Genomic DNA, 18067 nt, shown 5'->3' with positions numbered 1-18067 from the left:
GGTAGCTGTGGTCATTGGCAAGCTGCAGGCATCGCTGGCAGGAACACTCAGGATCACGTCGGCATGCTGTCATGGTACCGGTCGGCGTCCCTTGCGGTTCAATGCTGGAGCAACCTGAACTTTGTGACTGATAGCGACTCTGCTTGCCCTGGTTTGCCCACTCCGTTCAGCTTGCCGTCGAGCGGTTGCCCTTCGACTCCCGGCGTTCAAAGGAACGGTCTACCATGGCGACAATCTTCAATGTGCTTGACTTCGGCGCCAAGGGCGACGGCATCAATGACGACACTCATGCGATCCAACTAGCGATCAACGCAGCATTCAAGGCTGGAGGCGGCGAGGTTTACCTGCTCCAAGGTATCTTTATCATCAGTGGCGCCAGTGCTGACGGCGGCTGCCTCACTCTCAAGAGCAACGTCACCCTTGCCGGCGCAGGCCAGAACCTCACCACCTTGAAACTCAAGGACGGCAGTAGTGGTGATATCGACGGGATGGTGCGCACCTCTAGTGTTCACAATACCGACGGGGCCGCCCTCAACCGGCTCACGCTCGACGGTAACCAAGCCAATACAGATGGGACCGTGAACGGTTTCGTAACCGGGGCCGACGAAGGTTCGGCAGCCCATGCCAAGGACATCACCGTCAGCCAAGTGACCTTCACCAACCTGAGCGGCGATGGCGTGCACGCTTTGGCACAAACCGCCGGCTTGACCGTCCAGGACAGTCTCGCGGTCGACAACCTCGGAGACGGGTTCGCCACCCGCTTCGATGACAAGGGCTCTGCCAGCTTCTACGACAACGAAGCGGCCAATAATGATGGGGATGGCTTTGACCTGCAGTACTCGGCCTACAGCGCTGATACCGACCGCACCTACCTGAAGGATCTGGACCTGAACGCCAACGGGCACCGCTTCGAAATCGGGCTCAGTGGTAACCTGACCAATGCCATTGACGCGGGCAGTTTCGTATTCGCCGATGCGGCAGCACCTGAGGTGACCCTTCTGGCTGCGGCCCGCGGCGCGGATCACGCCATAGGGTAGACCACTATTATCAGAGTCCTTGCGCCTGCAAGGGTAAGGGGCAGTGGTCGGCAGGCTCGAGGCGGACACAAGAAAGAAGGAGATACGGCCAGAAACAGAAAAGCCCGCACGGGGCGGGCTTTCAGAGCGTTTCGTAGGCTGGTGGAGGCAGCTCGAACCAGCTCGAAACTGTGATTTGGTCGGAGAGACAGGATTCGAACCTGCGGCCTTCTCGTCCCGAACGAGACGCGCTACCTGGCTGCGCTACACTCCGATGGGGAAAGCATATCGCTGCTCAGCAGCCTCTGCAACCCCTTGAAACCGTACAAGTTACGCTTATCCCGCAGCCTGGTCACAGCTCCTTGACAGTGCGAACCTGGTCCTTGTTGATACGCGTCTGCTTGCCATCCAGCTGTTCGATTTCATAGAAGCCGGTGTCTTCGTCGAACTTGGGCGTATCCACGGCCTGGATCTCACGGCCATCGTTGAGTGTGATCACCGTGGGAGTGGAGCATCCCGCCAGCGCGGCCAGGCCGGCAGCGAGCATAAGGGCGGGGAAGATCCTTCTGGACATTGCAAGTCTCCGAAAAAAGGCTGGTTCACCCCTCAGACGCGGGACCGTTGCGCAAGTTCCTCAAACCGGTACGTCAGTTCCGGATTCGGGGGCGGGCTGGTTCTGAATCAGTTCGAGGGTGTTGAGGTTACCCAGGCGGGCATCGCCGGCAGGGCAATCCAGAGCGAGGGTTCCAAGCGCTTGAAGCACCCGTCGCGGGCTGCGCTCACCTTGTCTCCAGGCCATTTCGAATGCCTCCCGGGCAGAGCAGGGTAGCACGCACAGCAAGGGCTCCCAATGGCCGCCCTGACGTAGTGCCAGCGGTACCCCGGGCACCTGCGCCTGTTGGGCCAGCATCTGCAACACGAGTGCCTGGTCCATGCCCGGGACGTCGCAGGGCAGCACCAGTATCCGGCTATGTCGTGCCAGGGCCAACCCGGCGCACAGGCCAGCCATGGGGCCAGGGAAGCCGGGCTGTTCATCCGTGGCCAGGCGGTCGGCCCACCGAGTGTAGATTTCGGCGTTGCGGTTGCAGGAAATGATCAGATCGTCCGTCAGCGCGCGTACCTGCTGATGCAGATGCGCTACCATGGGACGGCCGCGCCAGGGCAGCAGGCCCTTGTCTTGTCCATTCACCCGCGCGCCCCTGCCTCCGGCGAGGATAAGCACCGAGGTGGACGGCAAAACGGACAAAGCGGTCATGGCGGCTCTACGGCAGGGAATAGGCCCTGTGATATAACATTCCGGTTTTCATTCAACAACTGGAACGCGCCATGTCATCCAAGGCCGATGCCCCCTTCGTCCCGCTCAACATCGCCGTGCTTACTGTCAGCGATACCCGTACCCGGGAAACCGATACTTCCGGCCAACTGTTCGTGGATCGGCTTACCGCGGCCGGCCATCGCCTGGCCACGCGCGTGTTGCTCAAGGACGACCTCTATAAGATCCGTGCCCAGGTCGCTGGATGGATCGCCGATGATGAAGTCCAGGTGGTGCTGATCACCGGCGGCACCGGCTTCACCGGGCGCGATAGCACGCCCGAAGCCGTGGCTTGCCTGCTGGACAAGCATATCGACGGTTTCGGCGAGCTGTTCCGGCAGCTATCCGTGGCTGATATCGGTACCTCCACCGTGCAGTCCAGGGCCTTGGCGGGGCTGGCCAACGGTACACTGGTGTGCTGCCTCCCCGGCTCGACCAATGCCTGCCGCACAGGCTGGGACGGCATCCTTGCGCAGCAGTTGGATAACCGCCATCGACCGTGCAACTTCGTTCCGCACCTGAAGAAGGCCGCGCCCTGTGAAAGCCGTGGATAAGGGTGGCAGCATGACGCTCATGCCGCTGGGTGAAGCGCTGCAACGCCTGCTGGCATTGGCTGAAGCCGAACCCCTCGATGGTGTCGAGACCCTGCTGCTGGAAGCACTCGATGGGCGGGTGCTGGCCGAGCCACTGCAAGCCGTCACCGATCTTCCCCCCTGGCCGAACAGCGCCATGGATGGTTACGCCCTGGCCAGCGCGGATTGGCAAGGGCAGCCCTTGGAGGTCACGCAGCGGATCTTCGCCGGGCATGCGCCTTCGGCCCTGGAGCCTGGTACCTGCGCTCGCATCTTTACCGGCGCGCCCTTGCCCCAGGGCGCTGACTGCGTGCAGATGCAGGAGAACGCGCACTTGGATGCCGAGGGCCGCGTGAGCTTTAGCGCGCCGCCACGCCCGGGCCTGAACGTCCGACCGCGTGCGCAGGAGTGTCATGCCGGGGAAGTGGTAATGCAAGCCGGGACGCGCCTGGGACCCATCGAGCTGGGCCTGGCCGCGACCCTGGGCATAGCCAGCCTGCCGGTGCGCCGCAAGGCCCGCGTGGCGGTATTGTCCACCGGCGACGAGTTGGTAGAGCCGGGCCAGCCACTGGGGCCTGGGCAGATCTACAACAGCAATCGACGATTACTCTGCAGCTGGCTGGAGCGTACCGGCTGCGAGGTCGTGGACGCCGGCATCGTCACCGATGACCTGGCCAGGACCCGCGAGGCGCTGGCCGCGCTGCACGGTCTGGATTTGATCCTGACCACCGGGGGGGTGTCCGTGGGCGACGCCGACTGCCTCGGCCAAGCGCTGCGCGAGGGGGGCGAACTGGCGCTGTGGAAACTGGCGATCAAGCCAGGCAAGCCACTGACCGTGGGACGTTACCAGGGCACCCTGGTGATCGGTCTGCCTGGGAACCCGGCCTCTACCCTGGTGACCTTCGCTCTGTTGGCGCGGCCTTATCTGCTGCGGCGAATGGGCGCGTCCCGGGTAACCCCTCGCGGGCACATGGCCGCCGCTGCGTTCGCCTGGCCAAGTGGCAGCCGGCGGGAATTTCTCAGGGCACGCATCGAAGACGGGCAGGCCGTGCTGTATCCCAACCAGAGCTCAGGCGTGCTGCGCAGCGCCGCCTGGGCCGACGGGCTGGTAGAAGTGCCCGAAGGGCACGCGGTAAGGCCGGGCGATCAGGTGCGCTTCATTCCCATGACAGAACTCTTGTCCTGATTCCCACGAAGCGTGGCGCCATTTTGCCCTGGCCGTGGTCATATGAACCTGAGTCGCTTGGGTTAGGGGAGCTAGGCACATGGGCAAGGCGTGGTTGATCCTGCATGGTAAGCAGGCGCTGAACGAAGATGTCCGCGCGGCGGTAATGGCGCGACGCAAATCCGGCTGGGACATTGCGGTACGCCTGACCTGGGAGGGTGGAGATGCCGCCAGGCTGGTAGAAGAGGGTCTCTGCGCGGGCTACCGTACCTTGATCGCGGGGGGCGGCGATGGCACCCTCCGTGACGTGGCCGAGGCCTTGGCGCTGCATCCGGCCGCCGGGGAGGCGAGCCTGGCATTGCTGCCACTGGGTACGGCCAACGACTTCGCCAGGGCAGCCGGCGTGCCGCTCGAACCCGCCGAAGCGCTTGCCTTGCTGGATACCCCGGCACGGCCCGTGGACTTGGGAGAAGTGGGTGGCCAGCTGTTCCTCAACATGGCGACCGGCGGTTTCGGCAGTCAGGTAACCGCCAACACGTCCGAAGACCTGAAGAAGGTATTGGGCGGGGCGGCCTATCTGTTCACTGGCCTGACCCGCTTCAGCGAATTGCGGGCTGCCTCCGGTGTGCTCAAGGGACCGGGCTTCGCCTGGGAAGGTGACCTCCTGGCCTTGGGCATCGGCAATGGCCGGCAGGCCGGTGGTGGGCATCTGTTGTGTCCCGAGGCAACGGTGGACGATGGCCTGCTGGACGTGAGCATCCTGCCGGCCCCGACCGAGGTGGTGTCCACGCTCAAGGACTTGTTGGCCGGTGGGCTGGGCCTGGATACGCTGTTCGTTCGCGCGCGTTTGCCATGGGTGGAAATCCAGGGCGCCCAGGGGCTGGATATCAACCTGGACGGCGAGCCGCTGCAAGGCACCGACCTGCGCTTTTGTGCACGGCCCGGCGCGGTGCGACTGCATTTGCCCCGGGGATGCCAACTGCTCAGTCGTCCAGGCTGATGATACGTTCGCGTACCGCATAAAGGACCAGGCCTGGAACATCGAAGATCTGCAGGCGCTTCATGATCTGAGCGCGGTGGGTTTCTACCGTCTTGATGCTCAGGCCCAGGCCCTCGGCGATGCCCCGGGTCGAAGTGCCGCGTACGATCAACCGCAGAATCTCCATCTGGCGGCCGGTCAGCGTTGGTGCCTCGATGGCAGGACGTGCCATGCGTTGGGCCAGTACGGCCTGATCGATGACCGCGTGGGTGACGCCCGGGCTGAGATAGCGTTCACCGTGGCGCAGTGCCTGCAAAGCCTGCTCTAGCTCGTTGGCCGTGGCATCCTTGAGAAGGTAGCCATCAGCCCCGGCTTGCAGGGCGTGGAGTATGGTTTCCGATTCATGGTGCATGGACAGTACCAGCACGCGGCAGGCCGGCCCCCCGCGACGCAACTGACGAAGGGCTTCCAGGCCCCCGGTGCCCTTCATGGCCAGGTCCAGGAGCACGATGTCCGCCCGGCTGCGCCGAACCAGCTCCGAAAGCTGCCAACCGTCGCCGGCTTCGCCTACCACGGTATAGCCTGGAATGTCCGCCACCAGCGCCTTGACCCCGGCGCGAATCAGCGCGTGGTCATCGACCAGCACCAGCCTGCAGGTCACGATCGGGCCTTGGCGGCCCGGCGGCTGGCCCGGCCGGGCCATGGCAGCAGCGCTTCGACCCGCGTGCCTTCGCCCGGCGCGCTATAGACCTTCAGGTGCCCGCGCAGGGCCTGGGTGCGTTCAGCCATGCCGGCCAGGCCCCGACCCGGCGGGACGGCGGCGGTATCGAAGCCTTCGCCATCGTCGGCGATGCGAATCCACAACCCCTGTTTTTCACGGGCGACTTCTACCCAGAGGTTTCGCGCTCGGGCGTGGCGCAGCAGGTTGGTCACGCCTTCCTGGATGATCCGAAAGGCCGCGACCTGAATGTCCGCCGGCAGGCCGTCCAGCCGCTGGCGACAGTCCAGGCTCCAGTCCAGGTCCGTCTCGGCCAGGGCTTTGCGCAGGTGGTTGCGCAGGCATAGTTCCAGGCCCAGGCTGGCCAGTTGATGGGGGCTGAGCAGCGTGGACATGTCGCGTACAGTACCCAGGCAGTCCGCCAAGGTCGCGCGCAGGGTGGCTACCGATTCTGCCAGTTCCGCGGGCAGTCGCCGGTCAAGCCAGTCCACTTGCAGACGGGCAGCGGTCAGCAGCTGGCCAATCTCGTCATGAAGGTCGCGGCCAAGACGTTCACGCTCGCCTTCACGGGCTCGGCTCATGTGCCCAGCCAGCTCCTCCGGGCGCAGTGCGATAGCCCCTTCCGGTGCCTGGCGCACATGGGCCAGCGCGAACAGCGCGATGATCAAGGCCGCGTTGGCGAACAACAGGGAACCGTTGAAGGGCGCCTGGTCGAGCCAGGCGAAACCGTCCAGGGCAAGGCAACCCAGGGTAACGCCAGCTACGGTCAGACGGCGGGCCAGGGGTTGGGTATATAGCCCGGACGAGAGTGCGGAGGTAGGCGTAGTGGCAGGCATCATCGCAGACGTAGTGCGCAAGAGGGCGTATGACGCCGCATGTTAGCACCTCGCATCCGATCGGTCGCTCGTTCTTCCTAGGCAGCGCCGGCGGTCGCCCCGTGGGGTATGCGCGCGCAGCATTCAGCCAGGCGTGCCAGGAGCTCGGCCTGTTCAGCATCGTCCATGTGGGGGTCGTTCAATTCCACCTGCCAGCCCAGCAGGTCAAGGCAGGCCTTGCATGCCATCAGCGCCGGTCCCTGCAAGCCTTGCTCGGCGTACAATAGTCGGCCGAGCGCCAGGGCCATGCGTTCGGCAAAGGTTGCAAGTGAACCGTCACCTTCCTGAAAAAGGGCAGCCAGGCGGAAAAGATTGTCGTGCAGCGCCTGGGATGCGTCCCGGTCGCTCTCGAGCAGGCTCAGATGCTCCATGCAGTCCAGGAGTCGGCCCATCAGCTTGGCGGACTCAGCCCCCTCACACATGACGAGTGCCTGGGCTGAGGGGGTACGGAGCAAGTGCAAGGTTCATGGTGGGGCTCCATTCTTCCGAGAATGAAGCCACGTTAAGGGTTGGCCAGTGTTTCGAACATCAGGCGTGCCCGCAGGGTTCCTAAGGGTTTCCCTGATGCTCCTTTTCAACGGCGCCGGGCATCGCATGTAACCGGGCGCCGCCAGCAGGCCGTATGCCTTGACCCCTTGTCGCCTCTGCTCAAGTTCACCCGGGCAGCGCCGATAGCCAGAACATGCTTCCATCTCACCGCCGGGGACTCTCATGGCTGGCATTCTCGATAGCGTCGATCAACGCACCCAACTAGTGGGTGAAAACCGCCTTGAAATCCTCATGTTTCGCCTGGCAGGCCGCCAGCTGTTCGCGATAAACGTGTTCAAGGTTCAAGAAGTCCTGCAACTGCCGAAGCTGACCCTGATGCCCCAGCGCCATGCTTTCGTCTGCGGCGTGGTCAACCTGCGCGGGCAAACGCTGCCGGTGATCGACCTTTCCCAGGCCATCGGCATGCGTCCGCTGCAGCCGGGGCCTGACAGTACGATCATCGTCACCGAATACAACCGTTCCGTACAGGCGTTCCTGGTGGGTGGGGTCGACCGGATCATCAACATGAACTGGGAGTCCATCCTGCCACCCCCGACAAGCGCCGGGCGCCAGCATTACCTGACGGCGATCACCCGTGTCGAAGACAAGCTGGTGGAAGTGATCGACGTGGAGAAGGTGCTTGCCGAGATCGTGCCCTACAATGCGCGGGTATCCAAGGAGAAACTCGAGGACGCGATGCTGGCCAATGCTCGCGGTCGTGAGATTCTCCTGGTGGATGACTCCACCGTGGCGCTGTCACAGTTGCGCGATACCTTGTCCCAGCTTGGCTGTGTATTGCATGTGGCCAGTGATGGCCTGAAGGCACTGCGCATGCTTCAAGGCTGGGCGAACGCGGGCGAGGACGTGTGCAGCAAGCTGCTCATGGTGTTCACCGATGCGGAAATGCCTGAAATGGATGGCTATCGTCTGACCACGGAAATACGCCAGGATCCGCGCCTGCGTGAACTCTATGTAGTGCTGCATACCTCGCTGTCGGGTAGCTTCAACGAGTCCATGGTCAAGAAGGTAGGCTGCGATAACTTCCTGTCCAAGTTCCAGCCCGACCGTTTGGTGGAAGTGGTACGTCAGCGCCTGGAAATGCAGCACGGCTGAGTCGAACCGCGGCTGGGCTTCGTTTATGCTAGGGCGCCTACCTTTTGGAGTCGCCGGATGCGCCTCAGTGCCCTGTACCGTTACGCGGTCAAGTCCGCCCAGGCCGAGCCCTTGCAGGCCAGCCCCGTGGGTGCCCTGGGGTTGCTCGGGGATCGACGCTGGATGCTGGTGGACGAAGCCAGCGGGCGTTTTCTGACTCAGCGTACGCTGCCAATCCTGGGGAGTCTGGTGGCTCGGTACCGAGACGACGGCGGCCTCGATTTGAACGCGCCTGGGCAAGCCCCGCTGACGGTGCCCCTTCCAGAACCGGATGGGAACCTGCGCGGCGTGGTGATCTGGAAGGATGCCTTGCGCGTGCCCGACGCCGGAGACGCCGCTGCCCATTGGGTAAGCGAGTTGATCGGCCAGTCAGCCCGCTTGGTGCAGGTCCCTGCCCATCGGGCCCGCCAGGTGGGCGACGGGCATGACCGCGTGGCGTTCGCCGATGGTTTCCCCCTTCTGTTGATCAATCAGGCATCGGTCGATGATCTGTCCACTCGAGTCGGTCGCAACATGGCCATGTTGCGCTTTCGCCCTAACCTGGTCATTGAAGGCGCGCCGGCCTATGCAGACGACGGATGGAAGCGATTGCGGATAGGAAACGTCGATTTCCGAATCGCCAGCCCCTGCGCCCGTTGCATCCTGACCACCATCGATCCGCGCACCCATCAGCGGGAAAGTGATCGGGAGCCTCTGAATACGCTCAAGGGCTATCGGATGGGGGAGGGCGGCATCATGTTCGGGCAGAACCTCATCGCCGAAGGGGAAGGCCTGCTCGAGGTAGGTATGGAAGTGACGGTGCTGGAGTAGCTGGCGCGAGGCTGGCGAAAGCGTGTCGCCAGCGCGCCGGGGGATGCCATTGGGGCCAGCTTCGCCAGCCCGTGCCTTCAGATATCGTCGAAGAAGCGTTCGTGCCAGTCCACTATGGGCTGAGGCGTGTTGAGCTTGGCCCCATAGATGACCGCGTACGACAGCACGTTCTGAACGTACTGTCGGGTTTCGTCGAAGGGAATCGACTCTACCCACACGTCGAAGCTCAGATGGTTGGCGCCGCGCAACCATTGCCGCACGCGCCCCGCCCCGGCGTTGTACGCGGCCGACGCCAGTACCCGGTTGCCGTTGAACTGCCCATGCACCACGCTCAGGTAAGCGGCGCCCAGCTGGATGTTCTTGTCCGGATCGAGCGCCTGCTGGGGCGTGGCCAGGGGGATGCTGAACTTTCGAGCCGTTTCCTTGGCGGTGGCGGGCATCAGTTGCATCAGCCCCATGGCCCCCACGGGGGAGCGGGCGTCTTCCATGAAGGCGCTCTCCTGCCGGGTGATCGCGAACACCCAGCTGGCATGCAGCCCACGCAGGCGCGCTTCGCGCAGCAGGGCGTCCCGGTGCGCCATGGGGAAGCGAATGTTCAGGTCATCCCAATACTGGGCCTGGCTGATGGTGCGAATGGCCGGGAAGTACCAGCCCATGTCATACGCCAGCCTGGCCTGGGCGACCATCTGGTCGCGGTCGAAATGCCGGGATACGTAGTACCACTCGCGACGCCCGTCCACTACCTCGCCACGCTGGTAGAACTCCAGTGCCCGGCGAATCCCGGGCGCGTTGCGCACGCTGTTCAACTGGGCCTGGGTCAAGGGCAGCGGGCGGTTGGTCAACTGGTAAGGCACCTGGGCCCGGTCGGCCGCCAGAAAGCCATAGAAATCACGCTCCTTGGCGACGTTCCTGTAGAGGGCGGGCACCTGGGGGTCGTTCGGTCGCGCCAGTTCCAGGGCCCGAGCTTCCCAGTATCTCCAGCGGTTGGTCTGCGCCAGGCTCGCTGGCAGGCGCCGGGTCAGTTCATAGGCATCCTGCCAGCGGCCCAGGCGCAGCAGCAGGCGCAGGCGCCACTCGCTTACAGTGTCATCGCGCAGGTCCGGATCGTAGCGAGTCATGAGGTCCAGCGCGCGGCCGTCATAACGACGGGCCAGGGCCAGGCCGATATCCTTGGCGATGGCCACTTTCTCGTCCGCGGAGAAGCGCATGCTCGCCGCATAGGTGTCCAGCAGGCCAAGGGCCTTTTCCGGATCCTGGCGGGCGAGCCGGCGCAGGCCCAGGCCGACCGCATCGGCCATGGCCTCGTCGGCGGGCTGGAACAGTTCCGGCTGGTCCAGCAGGTCCGGTTTCTGCGCCACGTCGATCAGGCGCTTGCCCTGCACTTGCATGGTGGGCAGCCCGTCGACCATGCGCCTGGCCAGGGCATAGTTGCGTGCCTGGGCCGCCAGCCTGGCCCGCTGCCAGCGCTTGTGTTCGGTCAACTGACCCTCGGCGGCCCAGCGGCCGAAGAGCGGGTCGCAGGCCGCCGGCCGGTCCTTGCCGCTGAGCCAGAGGCGCTCGGCATTGGCGTAACCTTCGGCGCGTAGATCCGGGCGGGTGAGCTGGTACTGGCCGTACAGGCAGTCGAGCTCGGTGAAGTTGAGCTTGCTGTCGTAGTAGCGGACAAAGGTGGCCCAGTCGCCGCGATCAGCCAGCATGCGCAGCCAGCGCAACTTGAGCCAGTTGATCTTCGGCAGATCGCCGTGGGCGGCGATGAAGGCCTCGATTTCCTCGTCGCTGGCGCCCGGTAGGCGAGCCGTAAGCTCGTCATAGGCCAGGTAGGGCTCCAGGGGGTAGTCGGCCAGCATCGACTTGTACTGGAAGTACGGCGCGCTGTTGCCCTTGGCCAGGGCTGCCTTGGCCTGGTTGTAATACTGCCTTTGCAGGGTAAGGTCACCGGCATGGGCCACGGAACTGATGGAAAGGACGCCGAGCAGCAAGGCGGGGACGAGGCGGGACAGTCGACTGCGCATGAGACTTCCGTAGAGCGTGCAGATTGGCGGCTAGCTTAGCTTGTTGGCCCCAGGCCCGAAAGCGCGCCGAGTGTTTCAAGGCGTGCCATCCGGCGCTTGCTGTACCAGGCTGGTACATAAGGTAGAATGCGCGCCGGCTTTTCCGGAGAATCCCATGACCCTGCTCAAACTGAGCGATGTTTCCCTCGCCTATGGCGCCATGCCCCTGCTCGACAAGGTTTCCTGGCAGATCGCCCGCGGTGAGCGGGTATGTATCATCGGCCGCAATGGCACTGGCAAGTCCAGCATGCTGCGCCTGGTGCGTGGCGACCAGAAGCCCGACGACGGCGACATCTGGCGCGCGCCGGGGTTGAAGATCGGCGAATTGCCGCAAGAATTGCCTCGGGCCGATGATCGCACCGTATTCGACGTGGTCGCCGAAGGGCTCTCTGGAGTCGGCGAGCTGCTGGCCCGGTTTCACCACCTCAGCCAGAACATCGTCACCGACGCGGATCTCGACGCGCTGACCGACGTCCAGCAGGAGCTCGAGGCCCGGGATGGCTGGCGACTGCAGCAGTTGGTCGAAAGTACCCTGAGCCGGCTGCAACTGCCAGCGGACAAGACCCTGGCCGAGCTGTCGGGCGGCTGGCGTCGGCGCGTGCTCCTGGCCCAGGCGCTGGTGTCGGAGCCGGACCTGCTGTTGCTGGACGAGCCCACCAACCACCTGGACATCGGCGCCATTGCCTGGCTGGAAGAAGCGTTGGCCGGGTTCGGCGGGGCGGTGCTGTTCATCACCCACGACCGCGCCTTCCTGCAGAACCTGGCAACCCGGATCCTCGAGCTGGACCGTGGCCGTTTGATCGACTGGAACGGCGACTACGCCAGCTTCCTGGTGCACAAGGAAGCGGAGCTGGCTGCTGAAGAGACCGCTAACGCGCTCTTCGACAAGCGACTGGCCCAGGAAGAGGTGTGGATTCGCCAGGGCATCAAGGCGCGGCGTACCCGCAATGAAGGTCGAGTGCGCGCCCTCAAGGCGCTGCGTGTTGAACGTGGTGAACGGCGCGAGCGCCAGGGCAAGGCCAATATCCAGCTGGACGTAGCCGACAAGTCGGGCAAGCAGGTGATCGTGTTGGAGAATGTCAGCTACGCGCATCCCGGCGGGCCCTTCCTGGTGAAGGACTTTTCCCTGGTATTGCAGCGTGAAGACCGTATCGGGCTGCTCGGTGCCAACGGCAGCGGCAAGACCACCTTGCTCAAGCTCATGCTCGGCGACCTGCAGCCCACCACCGGCACGGTGACACGCGGTACCAAGCTGGAGGTGGCCTACTTCGACCAGCTGCGCCTGCAACTGGACCTGGAAAAGACCGTGATCGACAACCTGGCCGAAGGCCGGGACTTCATCGAAATCGACGGCCAGAGCCGACATGTGCTCAGCTACCTGGGCGATTTCCTGTTCAGCCCTCAGCGGGCCCGGACACCGGTCAAGGCCCTGTCAGGGGGCGAGCGTGCCCGCCTGCTGCTGGCCAAGCTGTTCAGCAAGCCGGCCAATCTGCTAGTGCTGGACGAACCGACCAATGACCTGGACGTGGAAACCCTGGAGCTGCTCGAAGAAGTGCTTTCCAGCTTCAAGGGTACCGTACTGATGGTCAGCCACGACCGGGCCTTCCTCGATAACGTGGTCACCAGCACCCTGGTATTCGAGGGCGATGGCCTGGTACAGGAGTACGTCGGCGGCTACCAGGACTGGATTCGCCAAGGCGGCTCGGCAAAGTTGCTGGGTGTCAAGGAGGCCAGGCCGGCCAAGGCCGAACCGGCGGCGGTTACGGCCGCTCCCGCTCCCGTTACCAGCCCGACGGTGGCGGTGCCCAAGAAAAAGCTCAGCTACAAGTTGCAGCGCGAACTGGAAGCGTTGCCGGGGCAGATTGACGAGATGGAAGCGCAGATCGCCGCCCTTGAGCAGGAAATGGCCGCGCCTGGTTTCTACCAGCGCCCGGCCGCCGAAACGGCCACGGTGCTCGCTCAGTTGGAGTCCAGTCAGGCGCAGCTCGATACCCTCCTCGAGCGCTGGGCCGAGCTGGACGACTGAGCGCCAGCGAATCGGGGTTCGGCCTGGCCCGGATTCTACGGGTCAAGGCTTCGCCAGCTTCACTACAGCCTACAGGCCGGAATTCGGTCAGGCTGCGCAAGCGGGCGAGGCTGGCGGCTCTCCAGGGTGTCAGGCCTTCTCGGCCGGCTTGGCGCGCTCCAGGCGAACGGCAAGCACGTCGCATGGCGCGCCATGCAGTACATCATTGGAGGTCGAGCCCAGCAGCAGGCCCAGTCCGTGGCGGCCATGGCTGCCCACGATGATCAGGTCGTAACCTTTCTCCTTGGCCAGCTTGTGGATTTCCTGCCGTGGCTGGCCGTAGGTGAGATGGCAAAACTCTTCGGCGACGTCCGGAAACTTCACGCGAAGCGCGCGCATGCGCTCCTTGGCCTGGTCGAACTGCTGCTGTTGCAGCTGCGACAGGTCCATGGGCACATCGCCCCCGAAGGCCATGGCCATGGGCTCAACAATATGCACCAGCGACAGCGTGGCCCCTGTACCTTCGGCCAGGGCGCGAGCGCGTTTGATGACCGGGTCGCATTCCTCGGTCAAGTCCACTGCCGCGAGGATGTGTTGGTAGGTCATGGCGGGTTGCTCCAACGAAAGTGTTAGCTTGATTATGGCCCTTTCATGGAAAACTCGCAGGTAGCACGGTTCCCCAAGGGGTGGTTTGTCGTTCGCGGAAGAGTTCTATGACGGTCTGGATAGTGGTGTCAATCCTCTTGGTGGTTCTGAGTCCCTTGGCGTGGCTGCGCCCGTCGCGCCAGCAGAGTGGGCGCATGGCTTGTCGCATGCGGGCGCGCAGCCTTGGCCTGGGCATGCAGCTGGCCCCGCAGCAATGGCCGCATTGGATGCCGGCGGGCTTGCCCAGCACGGCCGCCGAATACCATCGGCCTTGCCTCGACGCCGAGGGGCCGGCCTGGGAGTGGTGGCAGCCCGCGCCTGGGCACTGGGTCAACCGCTGGCAGGAGCCCTGCGAGGATCCCGAACTCCTGGCCCGGCTCGTCCAGTTGCCTGGCGACGTCTGGGCGCTGCGAGCGGAGCGACGGATGGTCTGTGCAGTCTGGGGCGAGCGGAGCGGGGCGGAGCAGGCTGCGCTGGTCGATAGAATCCTGCGCGAACTGAGCGCCTGATCAACCGCCAATCCAGGCAGTGAATTCGGCTTCATTCATCCAGGCGTCTCTTGGTGACGGCATAATCGAGGCGGCATGTTTCGGTCAGGGCTGTCTACGCTGAGACAGCCGTTTGACGTGACTGATCGGTCGCAAACGGGTGCCTTTCGGGGACGATTGACAATCCCCGGCTTTTCGCTGAAGGTGTGCACACCCGAATCAAACGGGCGTATGAATCGAGCGTTTGGCGCGACCTTCATGCACTCGAACGCGTGCTGGCGGGTGGGCCTCAAGGCCGCTCCAGCACGTAACGTTCAGCTTCCATTCCTGGAGATCAGTTGATGATTTACGAAGGTAAAGCCATCACGGTTAAGGCTCTTGAAAGTGGCATCGTCGAACTGAATTTCGACCTCAAGGGTGAGTCCGTCAACAAGTTCAACCGTTTGACCCTCAGCGAGCTGCGCGAGGCGGTCGACGCGCTCAAGGCCGACGCCTCGGTCAAGGGGCTGGTAGTTACCAGTGGCAAGGACGTGTTCATCGTCGGTGCCGACATCACCGAGTTCGTCGATAACTTCAAGCTCCCGGATGCCGAACTGACCGCAGGCAACCTCGAAGCCAACCGTATCTTCAGTGATTTCGAAGACCTTCCCTTCCCGACAGTGGTCGCCATCAATGGCATTGCCCTAGGTGGCGGCCTGGAAATGGCCCTGGCAGCGGATTTCCGAGTCATGTCCACGGCCGCGAAGATCGGCCTGCCTGAAGTCAAGCTTGGTATCTATCCCGGCTTCGGTGGCACTGTCCGTCTGCCTCGATTGATCGGCGCCGACAACGCCATCGAGTGGATTGCCTCCGGCAAGGAGCAACGCCCCGACGACGCCCTGAAAGTCCGTGCCGTCGATGTGGTGGTGGCCCCTGAGCAACTGCGCGACGCCGCGCTGGATCTGGTCGCCCGCGCGGCCAGTGGCGAGATCGACCACCTGGCGCGACGCAAGCCCAAGCTGGAAAAGCTCAAGCTCAACGCTATCGAGCAGATGATGGCCTTCGAAACGGCCAAGGGCTTCGTTGCCGGCCAGGCGGGGCCGAACTATCCCGCCCCGGTGGAAGCTATCAAGTCCATCCAGAAGGCAGCCAATTTCGGTCGCGACAAGGCGCTGGAAATCGAGGCCGCCGGCTTCGTGAAGATGGCCAAGACCTCGGCCGCCGAAAGCCTGATCGGCCTGTTCCTCAATGACCAGGAGCTCAAGCGCAAGGCCAAGGTGTATGACCAGAAGGCTCACGAGGTCAAGCAGGCGGCCGTGCTGGGCGCTGGCATCATGGGTGGTGGCATTGCCTACCAGTCGGCCTACAAGGGCACCCCCATCCTAATGAAGGACATCAACGAGAAGGGTATCGAGCAGGGCCTGAATGAAGCGTCCAAGCTGCTGGGCAAGCAGGTGGAGAAAGGCCGTCTGACTCCGGCGAAGATGGCCGATGCGCTCAATGCCATCCGGCCGACGCTGTCCTATGGTGATTTTGGCCAGGTCGATATCGTGGTCGAAGCCGTGGTGGAAAATCCCAAGGTCAAGCAGGCCGTACTGGCCGAGGTGGAAAGCCAGGTCAGGGAAAACGCCATTCTTGCCTCCAACACCTCCACCATTTCCATCAGCCTGCTGGCCAAGGCGCTCAAGCGTCCCGAGAACTTCGTGGGCATGCATTTCTTCAACCCGGTGCACATGATGCCCCTGGTGGAAGTGATTCGCGGTGAAAAGTCCAGCGAAGAAGCCGTGGCGACCACGGTGGCCTACGCCAAGAAGATGGGCAAGAATCCAATCGTGGTCAATGACTGCCCGGGCTTCCTGGTCAACCGGGTGCTGTTCCCGTATTTCGGCGGTTTCGCCAACCTGGTCAGCGCCGGCGTGGATTTCGTCCGCATCGACAAGGTGATGGAAAAGTTCGGCTGGCCCATGGGCCCGGCCTACCTGATGGACGTTGTGGGCATCGATACCGGCCACCACGGCCGTGATGTCATGGCCGAAGGCTTCCCGGATCGCATGAAGGACGACCGCCGCACGGCCATCGACGCGCTGTACGATGCCAACCGCCTGGGCCAGAAGAATGGCAAGGGCTTCTACGCCTACGAAACCGACAAGCGCGGCAAGCCCAAGAAAGTGGCCGATGCCTCGGTGCTTGAAGTGCTCAAGCCGGTGATCTACGAACAGCGCGAGGTCAGCGACGAAGACATCATCAATTGGATGATGGTCCCGCTCTGCCTGGAAACCGTTCGCTGCCTTGAAGACGGTATCGTCGAGACCGCCGCCGAGGCCGACATGGGCCTGGTGTATGGCATCGGCTTCCCTCCCTTCCGCGGCGGCGCGCTGCGCTACATCGATTCGATCGGCGTGGCTGAGTTCGTGGCGATCGCTGACCGCTACGCCGAGCTGGGCCCGCTGTACCAGCCGACCGAGAAACTGCGTGAGATGGCCCGCGCCGGCCAGCGTTTCTTCGGTTGAGCCGCCCGACAACAGAGCGAGATTTGCACTTATGAGCCTGAATCCAAGAGATGTGGTGATTGTCGACTTCGGTCGTACTCCCATGGGCCGCTCCAAGGGCGGCATGCATCGCAACACCCGTGCCGAGAATATGTCGGCCTACCTGATCGACCAGCTGCTGGCGCGTAATCCTGGCGTGGACCCGAACGAAGTGGAGGACGTGATCTGGGGCTGCGTGAACCAGACCCTGGAGCAGGGCTGGAACATCGCCCGGATGGCCTCGCTGATGACGCGCATTCCGCATACCTCGGCGGCGCAGACAGTCAGTCGCCTGTGCGGCTCTTCCATGAGCGCGCTACATACCGCGGCACAGGCGATCCAGACCGGCAACGGCGATGTCTTCGTCATCGGTGGGGTAGAGCACATGGGCCACGTCAGCATGATGCATGGCGTGGACCCTAACCCGCAGATGTCGCTACATGCGGCCAAGGCTGCCGGCATGATGGGCCTGACTGCCGAGCTGCTGGGCAAGATGCACGGCATCACCCGTGAACAGCAGGACGCCTTTGGCGTGCGCTCCCACCAGCTGGCGCACAAGGCCACCGTGGAAGGGCTGTTCAAGGACGAAATCATCCCGATGGAAGGCTATGACGAGAACGGCTTCCTGAAGGTATTCGACTATGACGAGACCATCCGTCCCGATACCACCCTCGAAGGCCTGGCTTCCTTGAAGCCTGCGTTCAACCCCAAGGGCGGTACCGTAACCGCCGGCACCTCGTCGCAGATCACCGATGGCGCCTCCTGCATGATCGTGATGTCGGCGCAGCGGGCCAAGGACCTGGGCCTGCAGCCCATGGCCGTGATCCGCGCCATGGCCGTGGCCGGGGTAGACCCATCGATCATGGGCTACGGGCCGGTGCCCGCTACCCAGAAGGCACTCAAGCGCGCCGGCCTTACCGTGGCGGACATTGACTGCTTCGAACTTAACGAAGCCTTCGCCGCCCAGGCGCTGCCGGTGCTCAAGGACCTGAAGGTGCTGGACAAGATGGATGAAAAGGTCAACCTTCACGGTGGCGCGATCGCTTTGGGGCATCCTTTCGGTTGCTCAGGCGCGCGGATTTCCGGCACTCTGCTCAATGTCATGAAGCAAAAGGGTGCTACCCTCGGGGTCGCCACCATGTGCATCGGGCTTGGCCAAGGCATTACCACGGTGTTCGAGCGGGTCTGACGTCGCGTGTGGCAACGACCGGGGCCTGGTGCCCCGGTTTTTGTTTTTCAGGGTT

At 63.6% G+C, this 18067-nt stretch carries 17 protein-coding genes and 1 tRNA gene; 10 read left to right on the top strand and 8 right to left on the bottom strand.

All coding sequences use genetic code 11. The annotated features are described in order from the left end of the window. The first annotated feature begins 224 nt into the window (after nucleotides 1-224). The gene (locus tag BN1188_RS07095) at nucleotides 225-1037 is read left to right on the top strand and encodes a glycosyl hydrolase family 28-related protein (RefSeq protein WP_052469193.1); all 813 of its coding nucleotides are present in this window, start codon (nucleotides 225-227) and stop codon (nucleotides 1035-1037) included. Nucleotides 1038-1213: 176 nt separating this feature from the next. Here BN1188_RS07095 and BN1188_RS07090 read toward each other — a convergent pair. The 3 genes from BN1188_RS07090 to mobA all read right to left on the bottom strand — a co-directional run bounded on the left by BN1188_RS07090 (nucleotide 1214) and on the right by mobA (nucleotide 2271). Continuing rightward, a tRNA-Pro gene (locus BN1188_RS07090) sits at nucleotides 1214-1290 on the bottom strand. Between the two features lie 78 nt (nucleotides 1291-1368). After that, on the bottom strand, nucleotides 1369-1590 hold the full coding sequence (locus BN1188_RS07085; protein ID WP_040260733.1) for a YgdI/YgdR family lipoprotein: 222 nt from the start codon (nucleotides 1588-1590) through the stop codon (nucleotides 1369-1371). A 60-nt stretch (nucleotides 1591-1650) separates the two neighbouring features. After that, nucleotides 1651-2271: a molybdenum cofactor guanylyltransferase MobA gene (gene mobA, locus BN1188_RS07080; protein WP_040260732.1), complete on the bottom strand. Its 621-nt coding sequence runs from the start codon at nucleotides 2269-2271 to the stop codon at nucleotides 1651-1653. Between the two features lie 71 nt (nucleotides 2272-2342). Between mobA and moaB the strand changes: the two genes are divergently transcribed. The 3 genes from moaB (at nucleotide 2343) to yegS (ending at nucleotide 5065) form a co-directional block, all read left to right on the top strand. Continuing rightward, nucleotides 2343-2882 (top strand): molybdenum cofactor biosynthesis protein B, encoded by a 540-nt coding sequence (gene moaB, locus BN1188_RS07075; protein WP_040260731.1) that lies wholly within the window; start codon nucleotides 2343-2345, stop codon nucleotides 2880-2882. 10 nt (nucleotides 2883-2892) lie between these two features. Further along, complete coding sequence (locus BN1188_RS07070) at nucleotides 2893-4086, top strand: molybdopterin molybdotransferase MoeA (RefSeq protein WP_040260730.1); 1194 nt, start codon at nucleotides 2893-2895, stop codon at nucleotides 4084-4086. A 79-nt stretch (nucleotides 4087-4165) separates the two neighbouring features. Further along, on the top strand, nucleotides 4166-5065 hold the full coding sequence (yegS, locus tag BN1188_RS07065; RefSeq protein WP_040260729.1) for a lipid kinase YegS: 900 nt from the start codon (nucleotides 4166-4168) through the stop codon (nucleotides 5063-5065). Here the strand turns inward: yegS and BN1188_RS07060 are convergent. The 3 genes from BN1188_RS07060 to BN1188_RS07050 all read right to left on the bottom strand — a co-directional run bounded on the left by BN1188_RS07060 (nucleotide 5049) and on the right by BN1188_RS07050 (nucleotide 7059). After that, on the bottom strand, nucleotides 5049-5705 hold the full coding sequence (locus BN1188_RS07060; RefSeq protein WP_040261390.1) for a response regulator: 657 nt from the start codon (nucleotides 5703-5705) through the stop codon (nucleotides 5049-5051). The genes yegS and BN1188_RS07060 overlap by 17 nt on opposite strands. Then, nucleotides 5702-6598, bottom strand: a complete 897-nt coding sequence (locus tag BN1188_RS07055) for a sensor histidine kinase (protein WP_040261389.1) — start codon at nucleotides 6596-6598, stop codon at nucleotides 5702-5704. The genes BN1188_RS07060 and BN1188_RS07055 overlap by 4 nt, the downstream gene beginning before the upstream one ends. A 77-nt stretch (nucleotides 6599-6675) precedes the next feature. Continuing rightward, complete coding sequence (locus tag BN1188_RS07050; protein ID WP_040260728.1) at nucleotides 6676-7059, bottom strand: hypothetical protein; 384 nt, start codon at nucleotides 7057-7059, stop codon at nucleotides 6676-6678. Nucleotides 7060-7348: 289 nt separating this feature from the next. Between BN1188_RS07050 and BN1188_RS07045 the strand changes: the two genes are divergently transcribed. Further along, complete coding sequence (locus BN1188_RS07045; RefSeq protein ID WP_040260727.1) at nucleotides 7349-8278, top strand: chemotaxis protein CheV; 930 nt, start codon at nucleotides 7349-7351, stop codon at nucleotides 8276-8278. A gap of 57 nt (nucleotides 8279-8335) precedes the next feature. Beyond that, complete coding sequence (locus tag BN1188_RS07040; protein WP_040260726.1) at nucleotides 8336-9127, top strand: MOSC domain-containing protein; 792 nt, start codon at nucleotides 8336-8338, stop codon at nucleotides 9125-9127. A gap of 77 nt (nucleotides 9128-9204) precedes the next feature. On the opposite strand, the gene BN1188_RS07035 is transcribed toward BN1188_RS07040, so the two are convergent. After that, complete coding sequence (locus BN1188_RS07035) at nucleotides 9205-11139, bottom strand: transglycosylase SLT domain-containing protein (RefSeq protein WP_040260725.1); 1935 nt, start codon at nucleotides 11137-11139, stop codon at nucleotides 9205-9207. A 154-nt stretch (nucleotides 11140-11293) separates the two neighbouring features. Between BN1188_RS07035 and BN1188_RS07030 the strand changes: the two genes are divergently transcribed. Further along, nucleotides 11294-13204, top strand: a complete 1911-nt coding sequence (locus tag BN1188_RS07030) for an ATP-binding cassette domain-containing protein (protein ID WP_040260724.1) — start codon at nucleotides 11294-11296, stop codon at nucleotides 13202-13204. A gap of 129 nt (nucleotides 13205-13333) precedes the next feature. Here the strand turns inward: BN1188_RS07030 and BN1188_RS07025 are convergent, their stop codons facing one another. Then, the gene (locus BN1188_RS07025) at nucleotides 13334-13789 is read right to left on the bottom strand and encodes a universal stress protein (RefSeq protein ID WP_040260723.1); all 456 of its coding nucleotides are present in this window, start codon (nucleotides 13787-13789) and stop codon (nucleotides 13334-13336) included. A 107-nt stretch (nucleotides 13790-13896) separates the two neighbouring features. Here BN1188_RS07025 and BN1188_RS07020 point away from each other — a divergent pair, with 107 nt between their 5' ends. The 3 genes from BN1188_RS07020 to fadA all read left to right on the top strand — a co-directional run bounded on the left by BN1188_RS07020 (nucleotide 13897) and on the right by fadA (nucleotide 18012). Further along, on the top strand, nucleotides 13897-14337 hold the full coding sequence (locus BN1188_RS07020; protein ID WP_040260722.1) for a hypothetical protein: 441 nt from the start codon (nucleotides 13897-13899) through the stop codon (nucleotides 14335-14337). 320 nt (nucleotides 14338-14657) lie between these two features. Further along, nucleotides 14658-16805, top strand: coding sequence for a fatty acid oxidation complex subunit alpha FadB (fadB, locus tag BN1188_RS07015; RefSeq protein WP_040260721.1), 2148 nt, complete (start codon nucleotides 14658-14660; stop codon nucleotides 16803-16805). A 31-nt stretch (nucleotides 16806-16836) separates the two neighbouring features. Next, nucleotides 16837-18012 (top strand): acetyl-CoA C-acyltransferase FadA, encoded by a 1176-nt coding sequence (fadA, locus tag BN1188_RS07010; protein WP_040260720.1) that lies wholly within the window; start codon nucleotides 16837-16839, stop codon nucleotides 18010-18012. Nucleotides 18013-18067: the final 55 nt, after the last annotated feature.

The organism is Pseudomonas massiliensis, from assembly GCF_000826105.1.
Classification (GTDB): Bacteria; Pseudomonadota; Gammaproteobacteria; order Pseudomonadales; family Pseudomonadaceae; genus Aquipseudomonas; species Aquipseudomonas massiliensis.
The sequence above is the reverse complement of the archived record's forward strand: the minus strand, read 5'-3'. Positions and strand labels throughout refer to the sequence as shown.